This window comes from Sphingopyxis sp. CCNWLW2 (assembly GCF_037095755.1).
Classification (GTDB): domain Bacteria; phylum Pseudomonadota; class Alphaproteobacteria; order Sphingomonadales; family Sphingomonadaceae; genus Sphingopyxis.
Map to the genome: position 1 here is coordinate 101,488 of NZ_JBAWKJ010000003.1, position 25,799 is coordinate 127,286.

Below are 25,799 nucleotides of genomic sequence, written 5' to 3' on the forward strand. Positions count from 1 at the left end.
GAAATTGGTGGGACCCGGCTTGAGCGGCGGTGGCGTCAGCTCGCGATCAGGCCGGCCAGCGCCGCGGGTGCCTTGCGCGCCTGCTCGCGTCCGAACTGGGGGATATACCATTTGCCAAAGCCCTGCTTCCCGCTTGACCCGCTCGCCTTCCACCCGCCGAACGTCTGCGGCCCTGGCCACCAGCCCGTCGTCGCGTGGCCTGGAACATTGACGTTCACGCAGCCGGCCTCGATGCCGTCGAGGAAGAGCCGCGCCTCCTCGAGATCGCCCGTGTAGAGGCCAGCGGTCAGCCCCATCGGCGTCTGGTTGGCAAGCGCGAGCGCTTCCTCGAACGAGGCGACGGGGCTGATCGTGAGAAAGGGAACGAAATGCTCGGTCGTCGCAAGCTCATGATCGCCGGGGACTGAAGACACGACGGCCGGGCGTACGAAATAGCCCTCGCGATCAAGACGCTCGCCGCCGGCGACGCAGAAGCCCTCATTGCGCGCATCGGCTGCGATCGCCTCGAACCGGGCGAGGGCGACAGGATCGACCAGCGGGCCGGCAAAGGCATCGGGCGCCGCCGGGTCCGCCACGACGAGCCGCGCGGCGCGCTCCGCGACGAGCGCCGCCAGCCGATCATGAATCTCCGCCGCCGCGAGGACGCGCGACAGCGCGCTGCACTTCTGGCCCGAGAGATCGAAGGCGGAGAAGACGATACCGTCGGCCGCAGCTTCGAGATCGGCCGTGGCGGTGACGATGACCGGATTTTTTCCCCCCATCTCCGCAATGACAGGGCGCGGATAGAGCCCTTGCGAAAGTTGATTCATGATGGCCTTGCCTGCCGCGACCGACCCTGTGAAGGAAATCGCGTCGACGTTCGAGGCCGAGAGAGCACGGCCGGGATCGTCCGCGCCGTGCACGATGTTCACGAGCCCTGCTGGAAGATCCATGGCAGCGCACATCTCGTGGATCGCATGCCCGGACCAAGGACCCTGATGTGACGTCTTCACGACGACGCCATTGCCGACGAGTAGGGCAGCGATTGTCGGACCCGCCGCTTGCACTATCGGATAATTGAAGGGCACGATGACACCGAACACACCATAAGGGCGCAGCAGCGAGACATTGGCGAGACCTGCCGGGTCCATCCGGCGCGGATCGTCGAAGGCGCCGGGTTCCAGGGCATAATCGAGAAAGAGGCGGAAGATATCGAGAACCTCGCGCGCTTCGGCGACGGCAGGGCTAAAGGGCTTTCCGATTTCGAGCGCTACGCGCACTGCCCAGTCCCCGACAGCATTTTCGACATGGTCGAGCGCGGGACGCATGCGTGCGATGCGCTCGGCTGTGGAGAGTTTGGCCCACTCTCGCTGCGCCGACCGGCTTGCAGCGACCGCTTGCGCGACAAGCGCCGCCGGTGCGTCGTGGCAGCGGCTCGCAACCCGCCCGGGTTCGCTCGGATTCTCGCGCTCAATGAGTCCGCCTTCGAAATAGGGCACCCCGCCGATCATATGCGGCACCGTGACGGGCGGCGCTGTGCGGCGGGCGGCGAGCGCTTCGGCAAATTTCGACTGATCAACGCTGGTCATGGGTGAGTTCCGTCATCCTCGCTTGCCTGGCGCAGGTGCGTCCGGCCGTTCAGTGCATCTGCCTAGGAGCGGCTGGCGAACGGCGACTGTGCCAAGCTGACGCAGCGTTGACTCCCCCCGGAGATATCTGCCGCCCGTTCTCGGCATCCCGGGCGTGTACCATGTCGGCACAGTAGGGGGAGCGAGACAGGGCCAGAATGGCATCCGGCCCGGACAAGACGGACGGATCCCTTCAGGAGGCTTTCAGGCGATCATGGCTCAGCAACATGCGATCGGTGCGGCAGGCGGACCGGGAGGCGATCCCCATATCAGGCGCGGAGCCGGCGGGCTGCCGTTGCTGCCGGGTGGAATCGGTCGCTCGGCCTATTTTACCGGCGCGCCGACGCCTTATGCGATGCGCGGCGAAGGCTGCCGCCTGTGGGACGATCGCGGCCGTGAGCTGATCGATGCCAACAATAACTTCACGACGCAGATTCATGGCAACGCACACCCCGCACTGATCGAGGCCGCGATCGGTGCGATGCACGCGGGAAGCTGCTGGGGCATACCCAATCTCCACGAATGGGACCATGCCGAGCTGCTCCTCGCGCGCATGCCGGGGCTCGATCAGGTGCGCTATACCAACTCCGGGACCGAGGCGGTGATGACGGCGATCCGGATCGCGCGCGCCGCGACCGGGCGCGAGGGATGCCTGTTGATCCGTAATGGCTATCACGGGTCGTCCGACATCGCGCTTTGCACCGGCGCGGCGAAGGATCGGCGCGGCGTGCCGAATGGCGTGGCGCGCGACGTCACGCTCGTCTCGCTCAACGACGTTGAAGCGCTGGCTGAGGCCGTGGCGGCGCGCCCGGATCATTTCGCTGCCATCGTGATTGATCTGCTCCCGAACAAGGCTGGCCTCATCGGCCAATCACGCGAATTCGTCTCGGCCGCCCGGGCGATCGCGACCCGCCACGGCATTGCGCTCATTATCGACGAGGTCATCAGCCTGCGGCTCGGCGCGCACGGGCTTTGCGGCGAATATGGTGTCACGCCCGACCTCCTCACCACCGGGAAGCTTATCGGAGGTGGCTTCCCGGTGGGTGCGGTCGCAGGGCGCGAGGCGTTGATGCGCGAACTCGACCCGGCCCGGCCGAATGCGATACCCCAGTCCGGTACCTTTTCGGGCAATCCCGTCAGCATGGCGGCCGGAGCCGAGTCGCTTCGGTTGCTTACCCCCGAGGTTATTTCGCGAATGAACGCGCTGGGGGATGCAGCGCGCGCCGCCCTGGGCGAGCGTGTGGCCCGGGTTGGCTGGGAATGCCGCGGTCGCGGGTCGCTGCTGCGTCCCTTTCCAGGCGGTGCCACCGGCTATGACAACGACGTCCAGCATCGCCTTTGGTGGGCCGCCTATGAGCGGGGTCTGCTTCTTTCGCCGGCAAATCTTGTTTCCCTGTCCTCGCCGATGACCGCGGCGGACGTCACGGAGATTACCGAGCGCCTCGCCGATGCGGTGCTCAGCGTCGCGGCGAGCGCCAGCTGAGGGCCACCCATTCACATCGAAGAAGGACAATTAGGATGAAACTCGTAAGCTATGAAGCCGACGGTCTGTGGCGGCCCGGCATGATCGTCGGGACTACGGTCTATGATGTCGACAGCCTGCTCGCCGCCGATAATGCCGCGCCGGCGGTCGGGTCGATCCGGGAGCTTTTACGCCGACATGGAGAAGAGCTCGGCGTCCTGTCGGAAAGACTTGCGGCGGCGGCGGCGAACACGCCCGACGCCGCGGCGGGCAACATCGACTCGCTTCGGCTCGGCCCCCCGGTTGCGGATCCAGGCAAGGTGCTCTGCATCGGCCTCAACTACAAGGATCATGTCGCCGAGACCGGCCGCGCGCTTCCTGCCTTTCCCGATGTCTTCGCGAAGTTCGCGTCGAGTCTGATCGGGGCAGGGGACGAGATCGCGTGCAGCGACGTAACATCGAACCTCGACTTCGAGGGCGAGCTCGCGATCGTGATCGGACGTTCGTGCCGGAATATCGCGCCCGCTGAGGCGCTGGGAGCTGTGGCGGGCCTGATGGTCCTCAACGACATCACTGCGCGTGACCTCCAGTATCGTGGCACGCAGTGGCTTCCGGGAAAGGCGGTCGATCGATCGACACCCTGCGGGCCTGCACTCGTGACGCTCGACGAGGTTGGTGATCCGCAGACCCTCGAGATCCTGACGCGCGTCAATGGCACCGAAATGCAGCACTCGAACACGCGGCACATGATCTTCCCGCTCGCCGATCTGGTCGCTTATGTCTCGACCTTCCTCGAACTGTCGCCTGGCGACATCATCACGACCGGCACGCCCGAGGGAATCGGCGCGAAGCGCCAGCCGCCGGTCTGGCTGCAGCCCGGCGACCTTGTTGAGGTCGAAGTCGAGAGGGTCGGGGTGCTGCGCAATGCCGTGCGCTGACGAAATCGGGCGCTGCTCCAAGCTGGGACAGTCGCCCGGCCTGTGCGCGTGTCATCCGGTGGCTACCGAAACGATTCGCCTCTCGCGAACGTCAGATATCAGAGGATTTTGAGATGGATATTGGTCTGTTCGTCGTACCCTTCCGGACTCCCCAGACCGACCTCCATGCGGGGTTTGAATGGGACATGCAGGTCATCCGCTGGGCGGAGGAGTTCGGCCTGTCCGAGGTCTGGGTCGCAGAGCATAGCACGATGCGCTGGGAACCTGTCTGTAGCCCCGAACTTTATCTGGCGGCCGCTGCGGTACAGACGAGCCGGATCCGCCTCGGGACGGGCGCGAACATCCCCGGCAATCATAACCCGATGGCGCTTGCGCACCGTCTCATGCAACTCGATCTCATGACGAAGGGGCGCCTGATGGTGGGAATTGGTGCCGGCGCTTACGCGACCGACCACCTTATCCATGGCAATGACGATCCCGGGGGAAAGATGGCCGAGGGCGTGAAGATTCTTCACGACATCTGGGAGAAGAAGGGCCCCTTCAAGCATGAAGGCAAGAACTGGTCATTCGAGATTCCGGCCTATGACGAGGTGCAGATGGGTCCCTTCATGGAGCCCTACCAAAAGCCCCATCCGCCAATTGCGATGGCCGGCCTCAGCCCCAACTCCTCGACGCTGTCGCAGGCGGGCAAGCTCGGCTGCATTCCGCTGAGCTTCAACGTCGGCCGCGAATATCTTGCGGGCCATTGGTATCGCTACATGCAGGGTGCCGAAGGGGCCGGCCGACAGGCCGACCGCAATGAATGGCGCATCGCGCACAATATCCTCGTGGCGGATACCGACGAGGAGGCGATGGATCTGGCGATCAACGGCGCAATGGGCCAGACCTATCGTGAATGGATGCTTCCCGGATACGAGCGCGGTGGCTTCTTGCCCCTGATGGTGCCCGAACTCGGAGTAACGCGATCGGAGGATGTTCCGCTCGAATATCTTGCTCGCGAGAAATGGCTTGTCGGCTCGCCGGACACGGTGATCAAGAAGCTTCAGCGTGACCTCGATGCATCGGGCGGCTTTGGGACGATCATCTCCTTCACGTTCGACTATCTCGATCAGCCCGAACGCTATCGCCGGCACTTCGAGCTTCTGGGAACCGAAGTTCTGCCGCGGATCAAGGATATCAAGCACCGCACCGAACCGCTCGCCGAACTCGCGCGGCCTGCGGGCATCACGGATTGACGAAAATATGCTGCCCGCGAGACATGGGGTTTCGCGGGCGGTAAGCTTGCAGGCGGCTGCGCCGTCATGGATAGGGTAGAGGAGTAGAGGATGGGCCGCGTTGAAGGCAAGGTCACGATCATCACTGGCGGCGCGCGCGGGCAAGGCGCGGCGCACGCCCGCCTGTTTGCGTCGCAAGGCGCGCATGTCCTGATCACCGATGTTCTCGACGAGCAAGGGGAGGATGTGGCCCGGGAACTGCGCGATGCGGGTTACGATGTACTATACCGCCGTCTCGACGTCACGTCCGAAGCGGAGTGGGCAGAGGTGCTCGGTGAGGCCGAACGGCATTGGGGCCGCATAGACATTCTTGTCAACAATGCGGGAATCGTGGGCTCGATGAAGGGCGCGGATGAGGAAGAGCTTGCCGCCTGGTCCAAGCTTACCGCAATCAACCAGCAGGGCGTGTTCCTGGGCCTTAAGCATGTGGTCCCCGCGATGCGCCGGGCCGGCGGCGGGTCGGTCGTGAACATCTGCTCGATCAGCGGTTCGGTCGGGGCGCCCGGCTTCTTCTCCTACCAGGCATCGAAGGGCGCGGTCGGTATGATGACGCGCGCCGCGGCGATCCATTATGTCGCCGACGGCATTCGCGTGAACGCGGTGTCGCCCGGCTTGGTCATGACGCCGATGGCTGAAGAAGAGGGAGAGGAGTCGAACCGGGCCTTTGCTGCGGCCACACCGATGAAACGCGGAGCGCGGCCCGAAGAGGTGAGCTATTGCGTGCTTTTTCTTGCAAGCGACGAGGCCAGCTATGTGACGGGCGCCGACCTGTTCGTCGATGGAGGATATACTGCGCAATAGCTGCGGACTTCGCGTTGGGGCGAGCTCAACTCCGCCGGGACGCCGTTGCCGCCTTTCTGGCGCGCGAAAGCCGTTTCGAAACACGGGAGCGCAACCGCGAGCGGTTCGGACAGCTCGCTTGACAGCGGCCGATTGGGGCATAAGCTCTGTGAAAATCGGCCGATCGCCAGACGAAGGCGGATCGGGCCGGTTCGGGGAGACGAGCCTGAAGCCCTCCAGACTTTCGGTTGCCTTATGCGACCGCAGGAAACGCCTATGAGCATGAACTCGGATCTGACGCCATGGCAGAGGAGCAAACCTCCCGGAAAGTCCGATCGCGACATGCTCGAAGCTCTGCGTGCCCGCTTCATTGCCGACCCGCAACAAACCGATCTTTCAGCCGTCAGGCCGGTCATCGCCCGCTCCTGGAAGCGCAGCGCGATGTGCAACGTAAGTACGGCGAGGGGCATGATGGAGGTCACCGCAGAGCCGCAGATCGACGAACAGTTTCTTCGCTGCGCCGATCCGGTCATCGCCGAACTCGAGCGGCTGTGCGTCGATGCCCATGGCTGTGTCAGCCTGGCTGATCCTACTGGAACAATTTCGCTATTCCGCGGTGAACCGGCGATGGTCCGCTGGGCCGAGAAGACTTTTCCAACCGTCGGCGGCGCCATGTCCGAGGAGCTTGTCGGCACCAATTCGGACGGCACCGCGATCGAAGAAGGTGCGGCCGTCCAGGTGTGGGGCGGCGAGCATTATAACGAGGCGCTGCAAGACAGCTATTGCACGTCCGTTCCGATCATCGATCCGCTCCGTCGCTCGATCCGAGGCGTCCTGAGCCTGACGCTTCCCGAACAGCTCGTGGTCGATCTCGATCCCCGCACGATCCTCATGATCGTTCAATCGGCCGGAGCGGAGATTGCCCGTGCGCTCCGCGACCGGCTTGCTCCACGCGAGCAGGCGTTGCTAACGGAATATCTTCGCGAGGTCCGTAAGCGCGGATCCGAGGCCGTCGTTGCGATGGACGAGCATACGACGATCATGAATCGCGGCGCGATGCAACTGCTCGATCAGAGCGACCATGCTGTCCTCGCGGCCTATGCGCGTGAGGCTGGGGCCCATGCGCGAACCGCCGAGCATGAAATATTTTGCGCGGCGGGCCGCATCCTTCAACTTCAGGTTCGACCGGTCGCCGAAGGCGATCGCACGTCGGGCTCGGTAATGCGCCTCCGGCAGATCAGAACGCCGCCGCGCCTCGTCGCGATGCCAGCGCTTCCGGCACGGCGGCCTTTCGACGAAATGATCGGCGAAAGCCCGGCGCTTCGCCGCGCGCTCGATGCAGCCGACGCAGCGTTCGTCCAGCGCCTCCCGGCCTTTATATTTGGCGAGCCGGGCACCGGAAAAACCCGCCTCGGAAGATTGCTTGCCGAGCGAATGTCGGCGGACGCATCCGTTGCCGAGATCGAGTGGCGGGACAGCCGGACAGGTGACGCAGTGGCCGCGTCGTTGCGAAAAGGTGCGGCGGTTCTTCTCGGCCGCGCCGAGCGTATGGACGAGGATGATTGCGCCCGGCTCGCCGAGGCATTCGAGGGCATGGAAGGACCGCGGCTGGTTTTCACCGGCACGCACTTCTCCGATGCCATCTTGCCGCTGGTTACCATGCTCCGAGGTGTCGAGGTCCGCATGCCGCCTTTGCGCATGCGCCGCGAAGACATCGCGCCGCTTGCGGCCTATTTTCTCGCTGGCCTCGATCGCCCGCGTGCGGCGGCGCCGCGTCTCATGGAACAGTTGGCGGCTGCCGAATGGCCAGGAAATGTGGCCCAGCTTCGCGAGGCGGTCGAAAGTGCGGCGCTCCAGGCGCCCGGCCGCGACGTGCGAAGCGAAGATCTTACGGCGATCCATCGACGGGCTCTGGCACCAAGCCATCTGAGCCGCTTGCAGAAAGCGGAATTGCAGCAAATCCGGGAGGCGCTCGATGAAGCCGGGGGCAATCGTCTCCGAGCGGCCGAAATCCTCAGGATCGGACGCTCGACCCTTTATCGGCGCTTGGACTATTATACGAGCCGGGGCTTCGACTTGACCCCGGACTCCTGAACAGGCCTGTCGCGGCCAAACTTGGCCCGCGGTGACCCGATATCTCGCTCCGCCTTAGCAGGCCCGCTCGCGTCATCGCCTACGCGCTCCTATCCGATAAAGAACGCAACTGTTGCTAAGTCGCAACCTGAGCCAAATGTTCTGACGAAGGACACAAGCCCGGAATTTATTCGAGCGCGTAGGCAATGACATCGTCTCCGATCTTTTTGCTGCGCGGGGCACCACCTGCAACGACCACCAGAAACTGTTTCGCGGACGGCCCTCCCGTCGGCGCTGTCACTCCCGTTCCTGGCGGCGTCGGCCCGATGACCATCGCCTGCCTCTTTGCCAACACGGGCCGGGCCGGCAAGGCGATGATTGGTAATCACATGGTTTGAAAAGGCGATGTCGGCAGCAATGCAGATTCTGCATGTCGCTTGAGGCGGGCCGCATTCGATACCTGGCGAACGTAGCGAGTGTTCGAGACGTGACGTCTCGAATGTCTTTCGGGCAACTGCCCGAATGCGGCTCATCGATTTTCCAGGACCGCTATCTGCCGGCAATTATCTGGCCGTCAAACCTTGGCGCATGATATCGCAGATTTGGTCGGCGAGCGAAATCGGGTCGGTTGCGCCCGTGGCGGGCAGCCATTTCGGCAACCAGAAGAAAGCGCCCGCGCTGACCATCGTCAGGTCGGCGACCGAGATTGCCCGGCAACTTCCATCGGCGAGGCCCTCCGCCACATAATCCTGGCAAATCGACCAGATATGCTGCGCTTGCGCCATGAGGTCGGTGCGCGTTTGATCGGGGAGCGTGAACAACCCCGGCTGCGGCATCATCGGCGGGGCGGCGCCGGCCTGCGCCTGGCAATTGAGATGCATCACGATCAGCGATTTTTCAAGGCCGTTGGCGCCAGTCTCGCCTGCGGTCAGGGCGAAATGCCGGTAGCGATCGAAAGCGCGTTCGTAACAGCGCGCGATGAAGCCCGTCTTGTCGTCGAAATAATGATAAAAGGCGCCCTTGGTCGCGCCAAGGCTCGCGCCAATGTCGTCGAGCGATACACCATCGCAGCCGCGGCGGTTGAACAGCCGTGATGCCGCGTCGATGAGCTGCCGGGTCTTTTCCTCACCGGCCTGCGCCTTGTCGAACGCGTTGATCGAGCGGCGCTCCAGATTCTCGACATGGAGCGGGCAGGTGAAGGCGGCCTCGGGATCGGCGGCGAAACCATGGAGCAAGATGTCGAGGATGGTCTGCGCGATGCGGGCCCGATCGCCGATGGCGTCGCCGAACGCGAGCCAGAGCTGCGCCAGCTGGGCCCAGTTCATCATGCCGAGAAGGCATTCGGCCGCAATCCGCGCATTCACCGGCCTGAACTCGCCCGCGTCGGCACCTTCCGCAATGATCTGCGCCAGCGTTTCGACCCGGCGGCGCGCGATGTCGGCAATCGCCGTGCGTTGCGGATCGGGAAGAAAGTCGAGGTCGGCGAGAACCGCAAGCGGCGGCTGCCGGTCGAATGTGCGCACAACGAACGCGCTCAGCCGCGCGGCGGCCGAGCCATGGCCTTCGATCGCGGCGTCGAGATCCTCCTCCATCGTCTCGCATCTGCGCAGATAGCAGCGGAAAATGAGGTCGTTGGTGTCGCTGACATAATAATAGAGCGCGTTGCGCGTGAGGCCCACGGTTTCGGCGATGAGGTTCAGGTTCAGCGCCGCCGCGCCGCGCTCGTTGATCTGGCGCGCAGCCTCGTCGAGCAGCATGGCCCGGCGACCCGCGCGGCGCGGCGTCGGTCCGGGCTTGGCGGGGGGAGGCATGATGTCGCTCATCGCCGGCCAACTTAGCGGCTTGCGCGCGCCTGTCCACAAATCATCGATCCGACATGCAGGCATACCACAAGGTAAAATATCGCTTGTCGTGACGGACTTGTTGTGTTGATATGCTTGCATACCCAAACGTCGAAACAACATGGGGGAGAGATTATGCAGAATTTTCAGGCGTCATTGCGCCGTGCGGGCAGGGGACTCGTCGGGGTTTCCATGCTGGGCCTGGCGGCCCCTGCTTTTGCGCAGGCGGTTCCGGCCAGCGAGGAGAGCGATGACGGGGTGATCATCGTCACCGCCCAGAAAAGGGCTCAGAACAGCCTCGACGTCGGGATCAACGTGTCGGTCATCGGCAGCGAGGCGATCGCCGAGCGCCGCCTTGAAAGCGTCTCCGAACTGGCCGGCGCGGCGCCCAATGTGACGGTGAAGGAAAATGTGCCCGGGCTGCTGCCCGTCGTCACGATCCGCGGTATCGGGCTCAACGATTTCAGCGCCACCAACAATCCAAGTGCCGGCGTCTATGTCGATGAGGTGCCGCTCAGCTCGCTGGCGCTGATGAACTTCAACTTCTTTGACATCGACCGGCTCGAGGTGCTGAAGGGGCCGCAGGGTACGCTTTATGGCCGCAATTCGACCGCCGGCGCGCTCAATATATTCTCCGCGCGTCCCGAATTTTCCGGCTTCTCGGGCCGTGTCGCGGCATCGCTCGGCAATTATCAGGCGAAGGATTTCGAAGCTGCGCTCAACATCCCGCTCGGCGACACGATCGCGCTGCGCGCCGCCGGCAAGGTTATCGCGCAGGACAAGGGCTATTGGTTCAATGAGCGCACCAGCGAGAATTTCGGCGATCGCAATCTCTTGCTCGGCCGGCTTCAACTGCGCGCCAGACCATCCGACGCGGTCGACATCAACCTGAAGGTCGAGGCGCAGCGCGGTCGCTCCGATCTGGGTCAGCCCGCCTTTTTCGGCGCGCTGCCGGCGTCGGGGGCGACTTGTCCCGGCTCGCCGGCTTGCAGCGACTTCTTCGGTTACCGCGACACCGACAATGATCCCTTCCGCGGCGCCTGGTCGATCGATCCCTTCTATGATTACAACCAGCTCAACCTGACCGGGCGGGTCGAGGTCGACCTCGGTTTCGCGACGCTCACCTCGGTGACCTCGCGCATCGATTTCGACCGGCAGTGGGGGATCGACACCGACGCGACGCCGTTGCCGCAGACCGATTTCTATACCGACGACAAGGTGAAGCAATTCTCGCAGGAACTTCGGCTGTCGGGCGAGGATGCGATCGTCGACTGGCTTGTGGGAGGCTTTTACACGCGCGACCATGTCGTCACGAGCTACGACGGCCGGCTGCAGGCGCTGTTCAACACGACCAGCTTTACCCAGTCGGACCAGGTAACCAAATCAGCCGCATTTTTCGCCAATGGTGAGTGGAGGCTTGCCCCGACACTCAGCGTCGTGACCGGCCTGCGCTATACGTCGGAGAAGCGCCGCAATACCGGTTCCACCGTCGACCTCGTCTCGCTCGCGCCCGGAAGCCTGCTGTCCGGCGCGCCCTTCGGGTCTCCGCCGGTGACGGTCGCGTCGGTCGATGGGCGGATCAGCGACGAGAATCTGTCGTACAAGATCGGGCTGAACTGGAAGCCGTCGCCGCTCGTGCTCGTCTATGCGAGCGCGTCGAAGGGCGTCAAAAGCGGCGGCTTCTTCGCCGGGGTTGCGACCAGTTCGGCGCAGCTTCAACCCTATGGCTCGGAGACGCTCTACGCCTATGAAGCCGGCATCAAGGGCCGGCTGGCCGACGTCGGCCTGTCCTATAGCCTGAGCGGCTTCTATTATGATTATCGCGATGTCCAGACCTTCATCCGCGATGTCGCCGGCGCCCTGCCGATCCAGCGCCTGGGCAATATCGACAAGGCGAAGGTGAAGGGGATCGACGCCGATCTCATCTTCAATCCGCGCGCGCTGCCCGGGCTTACGGCGACGCTGGGGCTTGGCCTGCTCGACAGCAAGCTGGGGGCCTTTGCCTCTTCGGGCGGGGCGATAGCGGCGGGCAACCGCTTGCCCGATGCCCCAAAGACGAACATCAATACCAGTCTCGCCTACAGTTTTCCGGTGGCGGGCGGCGTTGACGCGCGGCTGGCGATCGACGGCCAATATCAGTCGCGCACCTACCGCGATGCGCTCAACGACCCGATCATCGCATCGGACGGCTATTGGGTGTGGAATGCGCGCGCGTCGGTGCTGCGCGACAAGGGCTGGGACATCTCGCTCTTTGCGAAGAACCTCTTCGACAAGCGCTACGTCGCGCAGGGCGTCAACCAGCTGGTGCTCGGCTTTGGCTACCGCGTCTACGGCGCCCCGCGCACCTATGGCGTCAGCGCCTCGTTCCAATTCTGATCGAAAGGCTTCTCATGACGGACATCCATGGCGAGGTCGCACCGGGTTACGAACCCCTGCGCGACGCTTTCGCAGCCAATTTTGCCGAGCGTTTCGAATATGGCGCGTCGATTGCGCTGGTCAAAGATGGCGATCTGGTCGTCAGCCTGTGGGGTGGCCGCGCCGATGAAGCGGGGAGCCCATGGGAGCGAAACACGCTCGTCAACATCTGGTCGACGACCAAGGGCGTCACGGCGATCTGCTTTGCGATGCTCGCGAGCCGCGGTCTGATCGACTACGACCGGCCCGTCGCCGATTACTGGCCGGAGTTTGCGGCGCACAGGAAGGCCGCTGTCACGGTGGCGATGCTTTTGTCGCATCAGGCGGGGCTGACCGGCTTTCGCGAGCCGGCGACGCTGGCCGATCTCTACGATGCGCCGCGCGCCGCCGCGAGACTAGCGGCGGCTGAGCCTTTTTGGGAACCGGGCACACAGAGTGGATATCATGCCATCAGTATGGGGCTACTCGCGGACGAGCTGTTCCGCCGGGTTGAGGGGCGTTCGCTTCGGCAATTCATCGCCGAGGAGCTTTCGGCCTTTGACATCAGCATCGGCCTGCCCGCCGCGCGCGCGGCGCGTGGCGCCGTGATGTTCGCACCCGGCGATCTTTCGTCGGCACCGCAGGCGCGGGAGCTGTCGGCCGCGCAAATCGCTGCACTCGCGAACCCGCCGCTCGATCCGGCCGTCCCCAACAGTGATGATTGGCGTGCAGCGGAAATCCCTTCGGCAAATGGATTCGCTGCTGCCGAGGGGCTGGCGCGGCTTTATGGCGCCTTCATCGGGGGCCGGATCGCGGACGAAGCCGCGGTGACGGCGGCGACCTCCGTTCGCATCGAAGGCGTCGATGCGGTTCTTGGCATTCCGGCGCGCTGGGCGAGTGGCTTTCTGGTCAATGTGATGGGCCTTTATGGCAGCACGCCCAACAGCTTCGGGCACTCGGGCTGGGGCGGCTCTTTCGCCTTTGCGGACCCGGAGCGAAACCTCGCATTTGCTTATACGCCGAACCAAATGGGAACTGAGCTCGCTGGCGACCCTCGTGCACTCGCCTTGATGGAGGGATTGGAAAAAGCCCTGGTTTGAAGGGGGCGCCCTACGCGGTTTCCAGCTTCGCTTGGTGAACGACTTTGGCTCCACCCGCGAAGATTGCAGTCTCGGCTAGCGGGCGCCGCGTCGGTGGGTGCGACAGCGGGGCTGTTGATCGCGACGCTCACGTTCTTCATCGCCGTGAGGAATATGGACGCCGCTCGGCGTGGTCATGAAAGATCTATTTCGCCTTGGCGCGCGCGTTTACTTTCTGCTTCTACAATTCCTCGACAATACCCGGATATCCTTAGGGAATCAGCCGATCGGCGGCTGGCTGGCTCCCATAGGGAAGACCTCGCAGGCCTTACCGTTGAAACTTGTTTGCATTGAATGATGAAGCGCGGGGGGGGGGGGGGGGGGGAGTCCCGAATTCCAGATGAACGTAGTGCGGCCATAGCGTCGCGCATGTCGGCTAACACGAACAGGCGTCCATAATGCCCGTCAGCTACCGACCGGTTGCGGTCGTTCTTCTCCTTCTCACGGCGGCCGAAAATGCCGGTCACCAAGGGCTCGGTCGATCAATCGACTCGCTCCGCCGCAAAACCCGGCCTGGTCGCTTGCGAGCGCGGGATCGCGTTCATAGGGTCCGCCCGATCCATCAAATCACGGGGGACACCTTGTCAGTTTTCAAATCGGCTGCGCTCGTCGGCGCGCTTTTCGTCCTGACCTTTCCTGCGGCGGCCAGCGCCGAGGGCGTCGCGATCGAAGGCAATCTTGCGCGCGCGCAGGGTCATTGGGGCGGCGAACTGGGAGCGGGCTATGGCTTTCGCGCCGGGCCGATTACATTGCGCCCGATCGGCGGGCTGCTGATCCATTCGGACAATGACGAGCGCGAGGTAAAGCCCTACGTCAAGGCCGAGGCGACGGTGACGATTCCGGCGCTCGCCGAACTTGGGGCGGGTGCGCGTATCAGCGGCGACCGCACGCGAATTTATGGCACGGCGGCATTTGATCTGCTCCCGAAGCTGAAACTGAAGGGCAATCTGGGCGACCGCTATGCGGCAATCGGCATCATGGGAGAGTTTTGACCGGCTCGGGCAGGGGCGCGGCGAGGCCATCGCGACCATGGCACGCCTGACTGGCCGATATCCCTGGGGCGACGAACGGCAGCTGACGTAAGGCATGTGCGCCCCGGCGAAAGCCGGGATCCAGAATTCTGACCCGAGGTTAGTTTACAGGCGCTCCGGGCCCCGGCTTTCGCCGGAGTGCACGGAGTTAGCCGAACGATAGCTAACCGCCCCATTTCGTTCATCCGTACGGCGCGTGAAGCGGTGCGCATCCAGAGGGCAATAGCGAAACGGCAATGCGCATCTTCGCCGTTCGCGCTGCATCATCATTCCAATGACTTAGCTGAAATCCGCTGGTACGCGAAGATTCACGGCAATCACATGGCAATCACCGAAATGCGTTTCGCGCAGGGGCCGTCCGGTCGAACTCTCTGGCCCTTATGCGCAAAGGAAGAAGGAGAAGTGCGATGATTCACGCTGCGATCGAGAGGGGTAAGACCGCCGTCATCACCGGCGCCGCCGACGGCATCGGGCTCGCCGCCGCCAAGCGGCTGGCGAGCTTGGGGATGCATGTCGTGCTTGCGGATAACAATGCGTCCCGACTGGCCGAAGCTGCGGCAGCTGTGCCCGGGGACAATTTGGCGGTCGAAACCAATGTTGCCGATCGCGGCTCGGTGGAGGCTCTCGCTGAGAAGGTGCGGGAGCGCTTCGGTCCGGTGTCGCTTCTCATGAACAATGCCGGGCGAGGCGGTGGCGGCGACGCCCTCTCCAATCCCGAGGGTTGGGAGGCAGTCCTCGGCACCAATCTGTTCGGCGTTCTGCACGGCGTGCAGGCGTTCGTCCCGGAAATGGTTAAATCGGACGAGCCGGGGCTGGTCATCAACACGGGCTCGAAGCAGGGGATCACGCAACCGCCCGGCGATACGGCCTACAACGTCAGCAAATCGGGCGTAAGGTCTCTCACAGAGGGCTTGGCACACAGCCTGCGCGAGCAAACGAAGGGGCGCATCAGCGCGCATCTTCTCATTCCCGGCTTCACCTATACCGGTATGATGACGCGCCATTTCTCTCAAAAGCCGGCGGCGGCATGGGATCCCGAGCAGGTCATCGACGCCATGTTCGAGGGCCTCCGACGCGGCAGTTTCTATCTCTGGTGTCTCGACAACGAAACCACATGGGAAACGGATTGCCGGCGGATACTCTGGAACGCGGCAGATATTGTCGAGGACAGACCGGCTCTCTCCCGATGGCATCCGGATTACGCGGACGAGTTTGCAGCCTATGTGAAATCAGGCTGACCTCAAGGGCGGAGACCGGTCTGGCTCGCCGCCGCCCGACTTCGTTGAACCCACGTCGTTCGTTCCGGCGATCATTTGCAGCGTCGGAACGTCGGGCGCAACGCGCATGTTACTCACGTGAATGGAGAATACGATGCTGGGCAAGCAATCGAACGACACGAAAGAGCTCGATCCGAGCTCTTCGCTACATTCCGCTCGTCCATCCGAGTTGGCGTCCGGATGCCGACAATGATCGCGCGTCCGCAGCGGGACGCCAACCGGGAGAATTCTGAAAACGTCTTGGGCTTTAAGCTTCGCGGACCCCTTGTGGGATCGGCGATGGGTCGGTGTCAGCGTGCAGCGCATGCGGTGGCGCTGATCCTGCGGAAGTCCTGGCTCCCATCATCCACGAACCCGGTCTTGGCTGACGCTATATAGACAAAGCGGCGGAACCCACGAGCATCCTGCGAACTCGCGACTTCACCGCACGTCACGCCGTCGTCGGAATCGGAAGTCACGCCTCCGCGCAATACCGAATCTGCAGGAAGATGGAGTGCTGCCAGCACTTCGGTTGAGGCCGGGAAAGGTGCTGATTTTGGTATGCTCGACGGTTGCTCGCCCCCCGGGCGAGAATTTGTCGGCTGCGCCGCGATCGTAACCAGAAAGGGTGCGGACTCTTCATTCTTGGCAGTGGTCATCAGCCAGATGCCTCCCGATGCGGCGAGGACCGCGATCAGCATCAGCCAGCGGTGGACTGGTTTGGAGATCATGTTGCGTCGTCTTTCTGGTCACCTGGCATGGCAGCCCCGCCCCTCGATGGTCGCGCCGTCACAGGGCAGCCCTTTCCGGCCAGGAGGCAGCCCACCGCTAAAAACAATGTCATGAGGGGCTGGCCCCCGCTGCTATTGGACGTTGCTGAGCCGCATCGTCCAATCGGGATTGCTCAGCTGGAACTTGGCGTACTCGCCGCCTTGCCGGAAGATGGATCCGGCGTCTTGGACGCCGCGCAGTTTCCACAACATCCACGCGACACCGAGACCGCGATACGGATTGCGCGCACAGGCTTCGGCCGTCGTACAACCCGGATTGCCGAGAACCGTTGTATGCGGATAGCTGTCGAGCACGCCCATGACCTTGTCGATCTGGTTCGATGTCGTGAGATAATAAGTGAGATTGGTGTCGATGCCGGAGACCGGGAAATCTGTCGTGCTGCCCACGTAAAAGATCGACCCTTTCGACACATTGACCAGCGAGAGGAGGCCCGTCGACATGGGGTTGTCGAGCGTATAAATGCTCAGGATAGCCCCAAATAACTGGCCCACGCCTTGTCCGCTGATGTAGGTCTTGAAACGCGGATTCTGGGCCGCCAGCAGGGCCGCAGCCGAGCCGCCGCCTTGAGAAAAGCCCATCATGCCCATGTTTGCCGTGTCCAGTTTGCGGTAAAACCGGCTACCGGGTTGATCGTTTTTCGTGACCATATAATCAGCCGCGTCGGACACGGTTTCGCCTGTCGACGTCCAGCCATCGCGAGTCAGGACAACCACGAAGCCCCATGAAGCGAGATGGCGCAGATACTGGTCATAATTGGAGACATCCTGAAGTGGCCTCGGGTCGGCCGTGGTCCCCGTCGTCGTGCCACCCGCGATCGAAATGACAGGATGTTTGAAGCCATATTCGCCCGTCTGTGCGTTGAAGCCGAGCCTGGTCGGATAAAAGATGGCGCACGGGCTCCCTTCGCGGTCGCACGCATCGCTGGTTTCGACGAAGCTGGTGGCCCAGGGACCCGTGTGCGCATATTTTGCCTCGATAGGACCCTGAAAAGTATAATTCGGCATGGGCGGTGGCGGTGGGCCAGGAAGCGGGATGTCGGGTAGCGGAATCAACTGGGCACCGCTCAATACGGACGTCCCGACTGCCGCCGCAACGGCCAGGGCGGCCGCGGCGATACGCTTCTTGGGCATCGACGAATCTCCTCTCCAGATTGGCGATAGCTTTATGTCTATTCGCCTGCGCACCGTAACCCGAACGGAATTAACAAACAAGACTGACTGTCTTATAAGCTGATGCGGTCAATTCCCGTCTCGTGGCGCGGCGATCGATCCGGTCGATCTGCAAGTCCCCAAGTCGCGACGAGGAAGGATAATTGGCCGGGCACAAGCCCGGACGTGATGGCGGAACGCTATGGGTCTGGCGATCACGCCTCGGGTAGGCGGCAGAACCGGACAGTTCGCGTTTGCCTTCCTTCAGTTTCCACGACCGGCCCTGGCGCGCCGGCATCGAAGAGGCGGCGGCGTCATATCCCGAAGGGCTCGGCAATACCGACCGGAACATCTTGCTCCGAGGCGACAGCCTGATCCGGGCAGATGGTCTCTCTCGGCTTTAAAACGTTCGAGCGTCTGCCTTGCGGGCGAAAAAAGACGCCCGCCTGACCGAGCCGGGCGGGCGTCAGATGAAGATCTCTGTTGTCCTGAAAGGAAGAGCTCTTCTGGGTCGCACGGCGCGATTAGCGTCGCGGGCCGACCGATAGTTTTACGGGAGCGCCAAAAACGAGGCCAGTCGTACGGGCAATCTGGTCATTGCTTCCGCTCTCGTTTTCCAAACGATTTTGCCCCGACTTCTGTGGGAGCGCTCCGACGGCCCATTCCGGTCCCCGCTCCACTGTAGTCGGCGCGCCGTCGCGCGCAACGGCTCCGCCGTCCTTCGCTTCGCTGCGGCCCTGCGGGTGCGCCCGCCGTCTGTAGCGCCGCCTGAAGGTCGCGCGAAGCTCGGGAATGGCCCGGGCTAAGACGCGAGGAGAAGGATCATGGCTGCGATCGGTATTGTCACCGGCACGATCGAGACAGGCTTTAACGGACAGCTGCGAACATTGTCGGTCCGTGCGGCGATTGAAATTCGCTGTAACCGCAACAAGTCGGCCGACGTTCAGCCAGACTATCGGATTTACGCTGACGACGCAGAGATCGGCGCAGGCTGGATACGGCTCAGCGAAATCTCCGAGAAGACCTATGTGTCGCTCAGCTTTGCCGCCCCCGAATTCGGCCCGCGCCGCATTTATGCGAACCTCGGCCGTGCCGCCGGCCAGGATGACGACAATTGCTATGCGATCCTCTGGAATCCGGTGGATTGATCTCATGTATCGCCCGATCAGCCCCTTCGCATCCGGATTGGCGACAATCGGGGTGCAAGGGTGCCGACACCTTGTTAGGATGACCCGTAATGCGTAGCAGTCTTGATCATCTTCCAGCTCAAAAGCAGCGCGAGCTCGAACGCGTCGTTCAGATCATCTTCGAAGAATTCGAGGATGCGCTGGCGCTTGCCACCCAGGACTGGAAGCGCAAGGGCCGCATTTCCAAGATCATTCTCTATGGCAGCTATGCCCGCGGCGGCTGGGTCGATGAGCCGCACACCGCCAAGGGCTATCAGTCGGACTATGATCTGCTCATCATCGTCAACGACAAGCGCCTGACCGATCGCATCGAATATTGGTCGAAGCTCGACGATCATCTGATGCGCGAGTTCGGTATTTCAAAGGCGATCCGGACGCCGGTGAACTTCATCGTGCACAGTGTCGACGAGGTGAACGCCGGGCTTGCCCACGGTCGCTACTTCTTCATGGACATCGCTCGGGACGGCATTGCGCTTTATCAGGCCGTCGATGATGAACTGCCGGAACCGCAACCTAAAACGCCCCATGCCGCGGCGGACATGGCGCAAGAATACTATGACGAATGGTTTCCAAGCGCCGCGGAATTTCTAGACGATTATAAATCGAATTTCGACCGAGGGAGGCTGAAGAAGGCAGCCTTTGAACTCCATCAAGCGGCGGAGCGATACTATCATTGCGCCATGCTTGTATGCACATTTTACACGCCACATAATCACAACCTGGCTTTCCTTCGAACACAAGCAGAGGGTCACGAGGGCCGATTAATCGAGGCATGGCCGCGCGAGCAAAAGCGCGATCGCGCGATGTTCGAGAAGCTGAAGGAAGCCTATGTGAAGGCGCGCTACTCGAAACATTATCGCATCTCGGAGGAGGAACTGAGCTGGCTCGGCGAGCGCGTATCTGCGCTGGCCGGCATCGTCGAGACGATCTGCCGCGAGCGTATTGCGCAGCTCGAAGACACGGCACGGGCTGCAGGCTGAGATGGAGGCGCCGCCGACCGCCGCCGAACTTTTTGCCGCTCTTCGCGTGCTCGTGGCGATCGACGAGGAGCGCGGCCTGTTTGATCGCGAAGCGCCCGAAGGCGGCTACCGATCGGAAGCGTTGGAGCGTGCGCTCGATATTGTTCGCGCGGCGATCGCGGGATAGCATCTGGATATGGCGAACCCATGGCGCGCCGCCTATAGCGTCGGCCCGTTCGGGATCGGCCCGGACGTTTCAGGAGATTTTACATGAACCATGCCGAACTTTCGGACAACGTTGCAACCTCGCTCGGTCTTTCGAAGGCCGAGGGCAAGAAGGCCGTCGACGCCGTGTTCGCCGCGATCGTCGACGCCGCCGCCAAGGGCGACGAAGTGTCGGTGAATGGCTTCGGCAAGTTCAAGGTCAAGGAATCGGCAGCCCGCGAAGGCCGCAATCCGTCGACCGGCGCGGCGATCCAGATCGCGGCTTCGAAGAAGCTGGGCTTTGGCGCGGCGAAGGCGGTCAAGGATCGCCTGAACGGCTGATGGCTCACTCCCCGCCGGCAAGCCGGCGGGGAATAGTGCGCGGCATCTGATGGGCGCGCTCTGGCGGCGGCAGGCGCCGCCAGGGGTCGCGTGCCTTGTCCGGGCCGCGCGAGCGCGCTTGGCTCGCTTTCCTTGCGGCGCGGCGGCTAGGCCCTTGGCCCGCATCGCACGCCGCCCCGCTGCGGGCTCGCCAAGAGCGCGTTCTTTTGGCCCTGCGGGCCGGGCGGCTTTGGTGATCATCAGGTCTCGCGGCTCCGATGTTCTTGCTGGACCGCGGCGGCTCTCGCCGGTGAGAGACCAACCTCTACGCCAGCAATCGTCGCGGATGAATATTGAGAGCGCTCATGGGGGCTAGCAGGTCACTGGAAGTTCCGGCTGCTCGCGCCGTCGCCGCGACCGGGCGCGAGGGCAAAGCCCGTGCGGCCAATGCGGCCGAGCATGTCATCCCGATTGATGATGCGGTCGGCGATGACATGGATGATCTCGCCCTCCTTCTGTACGCGGCCGCGCATCGCGATCATCGAGGCGGCTATGATCGGCCGACGGTAGATCTCGAAGCGGTCGGGCCAGAGGATGCCGTTGGCGATGCCGGTCTCGTCCCCGATCGTGGCGAACAGCACGCCCTTGGCGCTGCCGGGACGCTGACGAACGAGGATGATGCCCGCCACTTCGATATTCTTGCCATTCGGGACGTGCTGGAGGTCGCGACAGCGCAAGATGTCCATGGCGTCGAGTTCGTCCCGCAGGAAGCTTAGCGGGTGCGCACGCAGGCTGAGCTGCGTCGCGCGATAATCTTCGACGACCTCGCGTCCCTCGGTCATCGCCCTCAGCATCGTCGGGGGCTCGATGCCCTCCGGGCTGAAGCGCGCTTCGCGCTCGTCGGCTGCCTGAAAGAGGGGAAGCGGGGCTTCGCCGAGGCCCCGATCGCGCATCGTTGGCGCTCGCTCCGCGCGGCCTCTATCATCTCGCCGGCGAGGCGCGGCGCGATCGGGAACATAGCATTGCCGAAATGCCCGCGCCGCTTTGGTCGATCACCTTTCGCAGCCTCTGCCGGAACGCGTCGTTCTAATCCATTCCGGAGCAGTTCGCGCGAGCTGGGGTAGTGCACTGCACTAGCGCGCCTGATAGTGTCACCGGGATATTGACAGGATGAGGAACCGATGGCGTGGGTTTTGGACATTGCGCGTGAAAGCAGGCCGGCAATCGCGGACTTCGCGACCGAATATCCTGCCGGAGATATCGGTGCGCGACATTCGAATGCGTCAGGGGCTGACGCAAATTGCATTCGCCCGGCGGTTTGGCCTGAACATCCATACGCTTCGCCAGTGGGAGCAGGGGCTCCGCGAGCCCGAAGGCCCGGCGCGCACCTACCTTGCCGTTATCGACCGCATTCCCGCCGCCGTCGCGAGCGCGCTGGAGACTGCCTGATGTACGCCGTTCCGTACCGCAAGGAGCCGGGAGCTCTCCTGGCTTTGTTTCTCTTCGCCAGAGTACCCAAGCCCTTTTTTGCCAAAACGGCGTCGCCAGATAGCCGGTCATGGCTACGCGGCAAAAGCGCTACACGATACGATCCAGCGACCGGCGCCGCATGCGAAGGAGCGCGGCGAGCGAGGAAAGCTGGGTCGTTGTCGATGACCTCCCGCAGCGGCTCTCTTTGGGCGCAGCCGAGATGGATATCTTCGAGGCGATGTTTGGCGATATTCTCGACGATCTCTTGCGGGGCGACGTCTAGGCACGGAACAGGAGGCCCGCGATGACCCCTAAGTTGCGCGCGGCGCTCTATCTTCGCGTCTCGACCTCCAAGCAGGCCGAGCAGGACGTCTCGATCCCCGATCAACGCCGTCAGGGCGAGGCCTATTGCGAATCGCGTGGGTTCGATCTCGTCGAGACCTACGTCGAGCCTGGCGCTTCGGCGACGACCGATCGCCGCCCGGAATTCCAGCGTATGATCGAGGCCGGGATGGCAAAACCGCCGCGGTTCGACCTGATCGTCGTTCACTCGTTCAGCCGCTTCTTTCGCGATCATTTCGAGCTCGAATTTCATGTCCGCAAGCTCGCCAGGAATGGCGTCAAGCTCGTGTCGATCACCCAGGAAATCGGTGACGACCCGGTCCATGTCATGATGCGTCAGATCATGGCGCTGTTCGACGAATATCAGTCGAAAGAGAATGCCAAGCATACGCTGCGGGCGATGAAGGAAAACGCCCGGCAGGGATTCTGGAACGGCGCTCAGCCACCCATTGGCTATCGCCTCGTGCTGGCCGAGCAGCGCGGCTTGCGCGCAAAGAAGAAGCTGGAAATCGATCCGCTCCACGCGGAGACCGTCCGGCTGATGTTTCGCCTCGCGAATGTGGGCGATGGCGACGGACCGCTCGGCGTCAAATCGATTGCCCACTATCTCAACTCGAGAGGAATGTTCACGCGCTCGGGCGGACGCTGGGGTGTGGGGACCGTCCATCAAATTCTGACCCGGCGCAGCTATATGGGCGTGCACGAATTCAATCGCATCGCGAAAGGCGGCCGCGTGAATCCGGACGCGGAGGTGATCACGATGCCGGTGCCGCCGCTCGTAGACCCGGAACTCTACGACGCCGTGCAGGCGCGCCTTCAGTCGCGCCGTCCCGACAGGATGAATCCGGCATTGGCGGGGACCGCCACTCTTCTGACGGGCATACTTCGCTGCGCTGCGTGCGGCGGCGCAATGACGGTGATGACCGGAAAGCGCGGACGCTACCGTTATTACTCTTGCGGCAATCGCCGCCGCCAGGGCCCGACTTCCTGTGCCGGCCAGCCTGTCCGCCTTGATCATCTGGACGAGGTCATGTCGCGCTTTGTCGAGGATCGCTTGCTGGACGCGGTCGAGATGGAAGCGATTCTGGAAGCGCTGCTCGATCGAAAGCGCACGCGGGTGGCGGAACGCCAGCATCATATCGGCGAATTGAACCGGCGCGCTGCGGAGGCGCAGCAGCGATTGAGCCGACTTTACGAGGCGATCGAGAACGGCGTCGCCGACCCAGCCGACGCCGATCTGGCCGGACGGATAGATTCGTTGAAAGCAGCGCGCGATCTGGCGAATGCAGAAGCGGCCAAGGCGGGAGATGTCCTCAAAGCGTCAGGCATCGGCGCGGTATCGCCGGAGACCCTCGCTGAATTCACAATGCGCGCCCGGAAACGTGTGCGTGCCGGCGGTCCGAAGCAGCGCCGGGACCTGCTGCACCGGTTCGTCCAGAGAATCGAAGTTCACGACCGACTGATAAGGGTCGGAGGAAAACGAGAGTCGCTGCTGAAAACGGTGGTTTCGCTAGGAAGTGAAGACGGCAGTGGGCAAGTGCCCTCTGCTGTACTGAAATGGCTCCCCGGGTAGGATTCGAACCTACGACCGATCGATTAACAGTCGATTGCTCTACCGCTGAGCTACCGAGGAACACGCCGCCGAAGCGGACAAGGCGGCCCCTTTGCCGCCAACCGACAACTTTATCAAGGGGCTTTTATGGCCTTTTGTGACTCTCAGACGATAAATTGTTCCATCGCGATGCGTTCGTCGAGGCCCTGGTCGGGATCGAACAGCAAAGTCAGCGGCCGGCTGCGGTCGGTGGTGACCAGAACCGTCTTCACATCGCGGATCTCGCGCTGGTCGGCGACCGCGCTGACGGGGCGTTTTGCCGCCTCACGGACATTGAAGCGGATGCTCGTCGATTCGGGAACCAGCGCGCCGCGCCAACGGCGGGGGCGGAAGGGGCTGATCGGCGTTAGCGCGAGCATTTCGGATTCGAGCGGCAGGATGGGGCCGTTGGCGCTGAGGTTATAGGCGGTCGATCCCGCCGGGGTCGACACGAGCACGCCGTCGCACGCCAGTTCCTCGAGCATCGTCTTTTCGTTGATCATCACCTCGAGCTTTGCCGCCTGGCGCGTTTCGCGCAGCAGTGAAATCTCGTTGATCGCGGGCAGGATGTGCCGCTCGCCGCTGATCGTCGTGATGTCGCCCGACAAAGGATGGATCAGGAACGGGCGCGCCGCGGCGAGCCGGTCGACGAGACCCTCGATCCGGAACTCGTTCATCAGGAACCCGATCGTGCCGCGATTCATGCCGAAAACGGGCATGCTGCGGCGCTGATCGAGCAACTGGTGCAGCATGTGCAGCAGGAAACCGTCACCGCCGAGCGCGATCAGCAGGTCGGCCTCGTTCAAGTCGACAAAGTCATAGAGCGGGCGCAGTTCCGCCTCCGCCTCCATGGCCGCGGGCGCGTTCGATGCGACGAGCGCGATCTTGCGATGCATATTGGTCCGGTTCCCCTAGCGGGCTGCCTGTCAGCCGCCCGTTGCACTCATATGACGCGCGACCGCCGGTTTGGACTTTCCATCGATATGAAAGTCATGCGCGCGGGGTTTGCCAGCCAAAGCGGCATCAATCAACCCATCGACGTCGCCGCCATCGCGCAGCGCGGCGCGCAGGTCGACATGATCGTCCTGGCCAAGGCACATATAGACGCGGCCCTCCACGGTCAGGCGGATGCGGTTGCAGGTCGCGCAGAAATTGTCGCTGAGCGGGGTAATCAGCCCGAGGGTCACGGGGCTGTTTTCGACCGCGAAATAGCGCGCCGGGCCGCCGGTGCGTTTGTCGACCGGATAGATGGCGCGGGCTTCGCGAAGCGGTGCGATGAACTGGTGAAGCGGGATATAATGATCGCTGCGGTCGTCCGCGACCTCGCCGAGCGGCATCGTTTCGATGAGCGTCAGGTCACAGCCGTTTGCGGCGCAATAATCGAGCATCGCCCCGAGCTGATCTTCGTTAAGTCCGGCGAGCGCGACCATGTTGATCTTGACCGCCAGTCCGGCGGCGCGCGCCGCATCGATGCCGCGCAGCGCGACATCAAGGTCGCCGACGCGGGTGATGTGACGAAAGGCCCCGGGGTCGAGCGTGTCGAGGCTGACGTTGATGCGGCGCACCCCCGCCGCGGCGAGCATTGGCGCATGCTCGGCGAGGCGCATCGCGTTGGTGGTGAGCGTTAGTTCGTCGAGGCCGCGGCCGATCATCGCCCCCAATCGCATCGCGAGCGTATCGATCCCGCGCCGGACCAGCGGTTCGCCACCGGTCAGGCGGATGCGGCGGATCCCGCGCGCAACGAAGCGCTCGGCAAGTTCGCCCATTTCCTCTATGCTGAGCACCGCCGATTTGGGCAGGAAGGTCATATCCTCGGCCATGCAATAGCGGCAGCGCAGGTCGCAGCGATCGGTAACCGACAGGCGTAAATAGCTGATCCGACGGCCATGTCCGTCGATGAGCGGCGCCGCGGGCAGGGCGCTATGGGAAAATGTGGCAGCCACGCGCGCATATTGATGCAAAAGGCAGGAACTTGGCAAGCAAAGCCTGC

At 63.2% G+C, this 25,799-nt stretch carries 22 protein-coding genes, 1 tRNA gene and 2 pseudogenes; 17 read left to right on the top strand and 8 right to left on the bottom strand.

Annotated features, from left to right (window positions below):
* Positions 1-35 precede the first annotated feature (35 nt).
* The gene (locus tag V8J55_RS17965) at positions 36-1,568 is read right to left on the bottom strand and encodes an aldehyde dehydrogenase family protein (protein ID WP_336446976.1); all 1,533 of its coding nucleotides are present in this window, start codon (positions 1,566-1,568) and stop codon (positions 36-38) included.
* 253 nt (positions 1,569-1,821) lie between these two features.
* Here V8J55_RS17965 and V8J55_RS17970 point away from each other — a divergent pair, with 253 nt between their 5' ends.
* From V8J55_RS17970 to V8J55_RS17995, 6 genes and pseudogenes are all read left to right on the top strand, one after another.
* Complete coding sequence (locus V8J55_RS17970; protein ID WP_336446977.1) at positions 1,822-3,090, top strand: aminotransferase class III-fold pyridoxal phosphate-dependent enzyme; 1,269 nt, start codon at positions 1,822-1,824, stop codon at positions 3,088-3,090.
* A 35-nt stretch (positions 3,091-3,125) separates the two neighbouring features.
* The gene (locus V8J55_RS17975) at positions 3,126-4,007 is read left to right on the top strand and encodes a fumarylacetoacetate hydrolase family protein (RefSeq protein ID WP_336446978.1); all 882 of its coding nucleotides are present in this window, start codon (positions 3,126-3,128) and stop codon (positions 4,005-4,007) included.
* 113 nt (positions 4,008-4,120) lie between these two features.
* Positions 4,121-5,242 (top strand): LLM class flavin-dependent oxidoreductase, encoded by a 1,122-nt coding sequence (locus V8J55_RS17980; RefSeq protein WP_336446979.1) that lies wholly within the window; start codon positions 4,121-4,123, stop codon positions 5,240-5,242.
* A 90-nt stretch (positions 5,243-5,332) separates the two neighbouring features.
* Complete coding sequence (locus tag V8J55_RS17985; RefSeq protein ID WP_336446980.1) at positions 5,333-6,082, top strand: SDR family NAD(P)-dependent oxidoreductase; 750 nt, start codon at positions 5,333-5,335, stop codon at positions 6,080-6,082.
* 255 nt (positions 6,083-6,337) lie between these two features.
* Entirely contained in the window at positions 6,338-8,155 is a 1,818-nt protein-coding gene (locus V8J55_RS17990) for a sigma-54-dependent Fis family transcriptional regulator (protein WP_336446981.1), read from the top strand.
* A gap of 272 nt (positions 8,156-8,427) precedes the next feature.
* Positions 8,428-8,532: pseudogene (locus V8J55_RS17995) on the top strand (bifunctional 5,10-methylene-tetrahydrofolate dehydrogenase/ 5,10-methylene-tetrahydrofolate cyclohydrolase); the annotation flags it as partial.
* A gap of 165 nt (positions 8,533-8,697) precedes the next feature.
* Here the strand turns inward: V8J55_RS17995 and V8J55_RS18000 are convergent.
* Positions 8,698-9,957, bottom strand: coding sequence for a TetR family transcriptional regulator (locus V8J55_RS18000; protein ID WP_336446982.1), 1,260 nt, complete (start codon positions 9,955-9,957; stop codon positions 8,698-8,700).
* Between the two features lie 153 nt (positions 9,958-10,110).
* Between V8J55_RS18000 and V8J55_RS18005 the strand changes: the two genes are divergently transcribed.
* From V8J55_RS18005 to V8J55_RS18020, 4 genes are all read left to right on the top strand, one after another.
* Positions 10,111-12,351, top strand: a complete 2,241-nt coding sequence (locus V8J55_RS18005; protein ID WP_336446983.1) for a TonB-dependent receptor — start codon at positions 10,111-10,113, stop codon at positions 12,349-12,351.
* 14 nt (positions 12,352-12,365) lie between these two features.
* Positions 12,366-13,469: a serine hydrolase domain-containing protein gene (locus V8J55_RS18010; protein ID WP_336446984.1), complete on the top strand. Its 1,104-nt coding sequence runs from the start codon at positions 12,366-12,368 to the stop codon at positions 13,467-13,469.
* A gap of 620 nt (positions 13,470-14,089) precedes the next feature.
* A complete protein-coding gene (locus V8J55_RS18015) occupies positions 14,090-14,500 on the top strand; it encodes a hypothetical protein (RefSeq protein WP_336446985.1) in 411 nt (136 codons plus the stop codon).
* A 446-nt stretch (positions 14,501-14,946) separates the two neighbouring features.
* Entirely contained in the window at positions 14,947-15,777 is an 831-nt protein-coding gene (locus V8J55_RS18020; protein WP_336446986.1) for an SDR family NAD(P)-dependent oxidoreductase, read from the top strand.
* A gap of 329 nt (positions 15,778-16,106) precedes the next feature.
* Here V8J55_RS18020 and V8J55_RS18025 read toward each other — a convergent pair whose 3' ends face one another.
* Both V8J55_RS18025 and V8J55_RS18030 read right to left on the bottom strand, forming a co-directional pair.
* Positions 16,107-16,526 (bottom strand): hypothetical protein, encoded by a 420-nt coding sequence (locus V8J55_RS18025; RefSeq protein WP_336446987.1) that lies wholly within the window; start codon positions 16,524-16,526, stop codon positions 16,107-16,109.
* A gap of 132 nt (positions 16,527-16,658) precedes the next feature.
* Positions 16,659-17,717, bottom strand: coding sequence for a poly(ethylene terephthalate) hydrolase family protein (locus V8J55_RS18030; RefSeq protein WP_336446988.1), 1,059 nt, complete (start codon positions 17,715-17,717; stop codon positions 16,659-16,661).
* A gap of 842 nt (positions 17,718-18,559) precedes the next feature.
* Here V8J55_RS18030 and V8J55_RS18035 point away from each other — a divergent pair.
* The 4 genes from V8J55_RS18035 to V8J55_RS18050 all read left to right on the top strand — a co-directional run bounded on the left by V8J55_RS18035 (position 18,560) and on the right by V8J55_RS18050 (position 20,427).
* Positions 18,560-18,883, top strand: a complete 324-nt coding sequence (locus V8J55_RS18035) for a DUF736 domain-containing protein (protein ID WP_336446989.1) — start codon at positions 18,560-18,562, stop codon at positions 18,881-18,883.
* Between the two features lie 89 nt (positions 18,884-18,972).
* On the top strand, positions 18,973-19,902 hold the full coding sequence (locus V8J55_RS18040; protein ID WP_336446990.1) for a HEPN domain-containing protein: 930 nt from the start codon (positions 18,973-18,975) through the stop codon (positions 19,900-19,902).
* 1 nt (position 19,903) lies between these two features.
* Entirely contained in the window at positions 19,904-20,068 is a 165-nt protein-coding gene (locus V8J55_RS18045; RefSeq protein WP_336446991.1) for a hypothetical protein, read from the top strand.
* Between the two features lie 83 nt (positions 20,069-20,151).
* The gene (locus tag V8J55_RS18050) at positions 20,152-20,427 is read left to right on the top strand and encodes an HU family DNA-binding protein (RefSeq protein WP_336446992.1); all 276 of its coding nucleotides are present in this window, start codon (positions 20,152-20,154) and stop codon (positions 20,425-20,427) included.
* Between the two features lie 380 nt (positions 20,428-20,807).
* Here the strand turns inward: V8J55_RS18050 and V8J55_RS18055 are convergent.
* Positions 20,808-21,350: pseudogene (locus V8J55_RS18055) on the bottom strand (OB-fold nucleic acid binding domain-containing protein); the annotation flags it as partial.
* A 319-nt stretch (positions 21,351-21,669) separates the two neighbouring features.
* On the opposite strand from V8J55_RS18055, the gene V8J55_RS18060 reads away from it, so the two are divergent.
* From V8J55_RS18060 to V8J55_RS18070, 3 genes are all read left to right on the top strand, one after another.
* The gene (locus V8J55_RS18060) at positions 21,670-21,855 is read left to right on the top strand and encodes a helix-turn-helix domain-containing protein (RefSeq protein ID WP_336446993.1); all 186 of its coding nucleotides are present in this window, start codon (positions 21,670-21,672) and stop codon (positions 21,853-21,855) included.
* A 109-nt stretch (positions 21,856-21,964) separates the two neighbouring features.
* Positions 21,965-22,159: a hypothetical protein gene (locus V8J55_RS18065; RefSeq protein ID WP_336446994.1), complete on the top strand. Its 195-nt coding sequence runs from the start codon at positions 21,965-21,967 to the stop codon at positions 22,157-22,159.
* Positions 22,160-22,180: 21 nt separating this feature from the next.
* The gene (locus V8J55_RS18070) at positions 22,181-23,791 is read left to right on the top strand and encodes a recombinase family protein (protein WP_336446995.1); all 1,611 of its coding nucleotides are present in this window, start codon (positions 22,181-22,183) and stop codon (positions 23,789-23,791) included.
* Here the strand turns inward: V8J55_RS18070 and V8J55_RS18075 are convergent.
* The 3 genes from V8J55_RS18075 to moaA form a co-directional block, all read right to left on the bottom strand.
* Positions 23,777-23,851 (bottom strand) — tRNA-Asn (locus tag V8J55_RS18075). The genes V8J55_RS18070 and V8J55_RS18075 overlap by 15 nt on opposite strands.
* Before the next feature lie 83 nt (positions 23,852-23,934).
* Entirely contained in the window at positions 23,935-24,705 is a 771-nt protein-coding gene (locus V8J55_RS18080; RefSeq protein ID WP_336446996.1) for an NAD kinase, read from the bottom strand.
* Positions 24,706-24,735: 30 nt separating this feature from the next.
* Positions 24,736-25,752: a GTP 3',8-cyclase MoaA gene (moaA, locus tag V8J55_RS18085; protein ID WP_336446997.1), complete on the bottom strand. Its 1,017-nt coding sequence runs from the start codon at positions 25,750-25,752 to the stop codon at positions 24,736-24,738.
* Between the last annotated feature and the right edge of the window lie 47 nt (positions 25,753-25,799).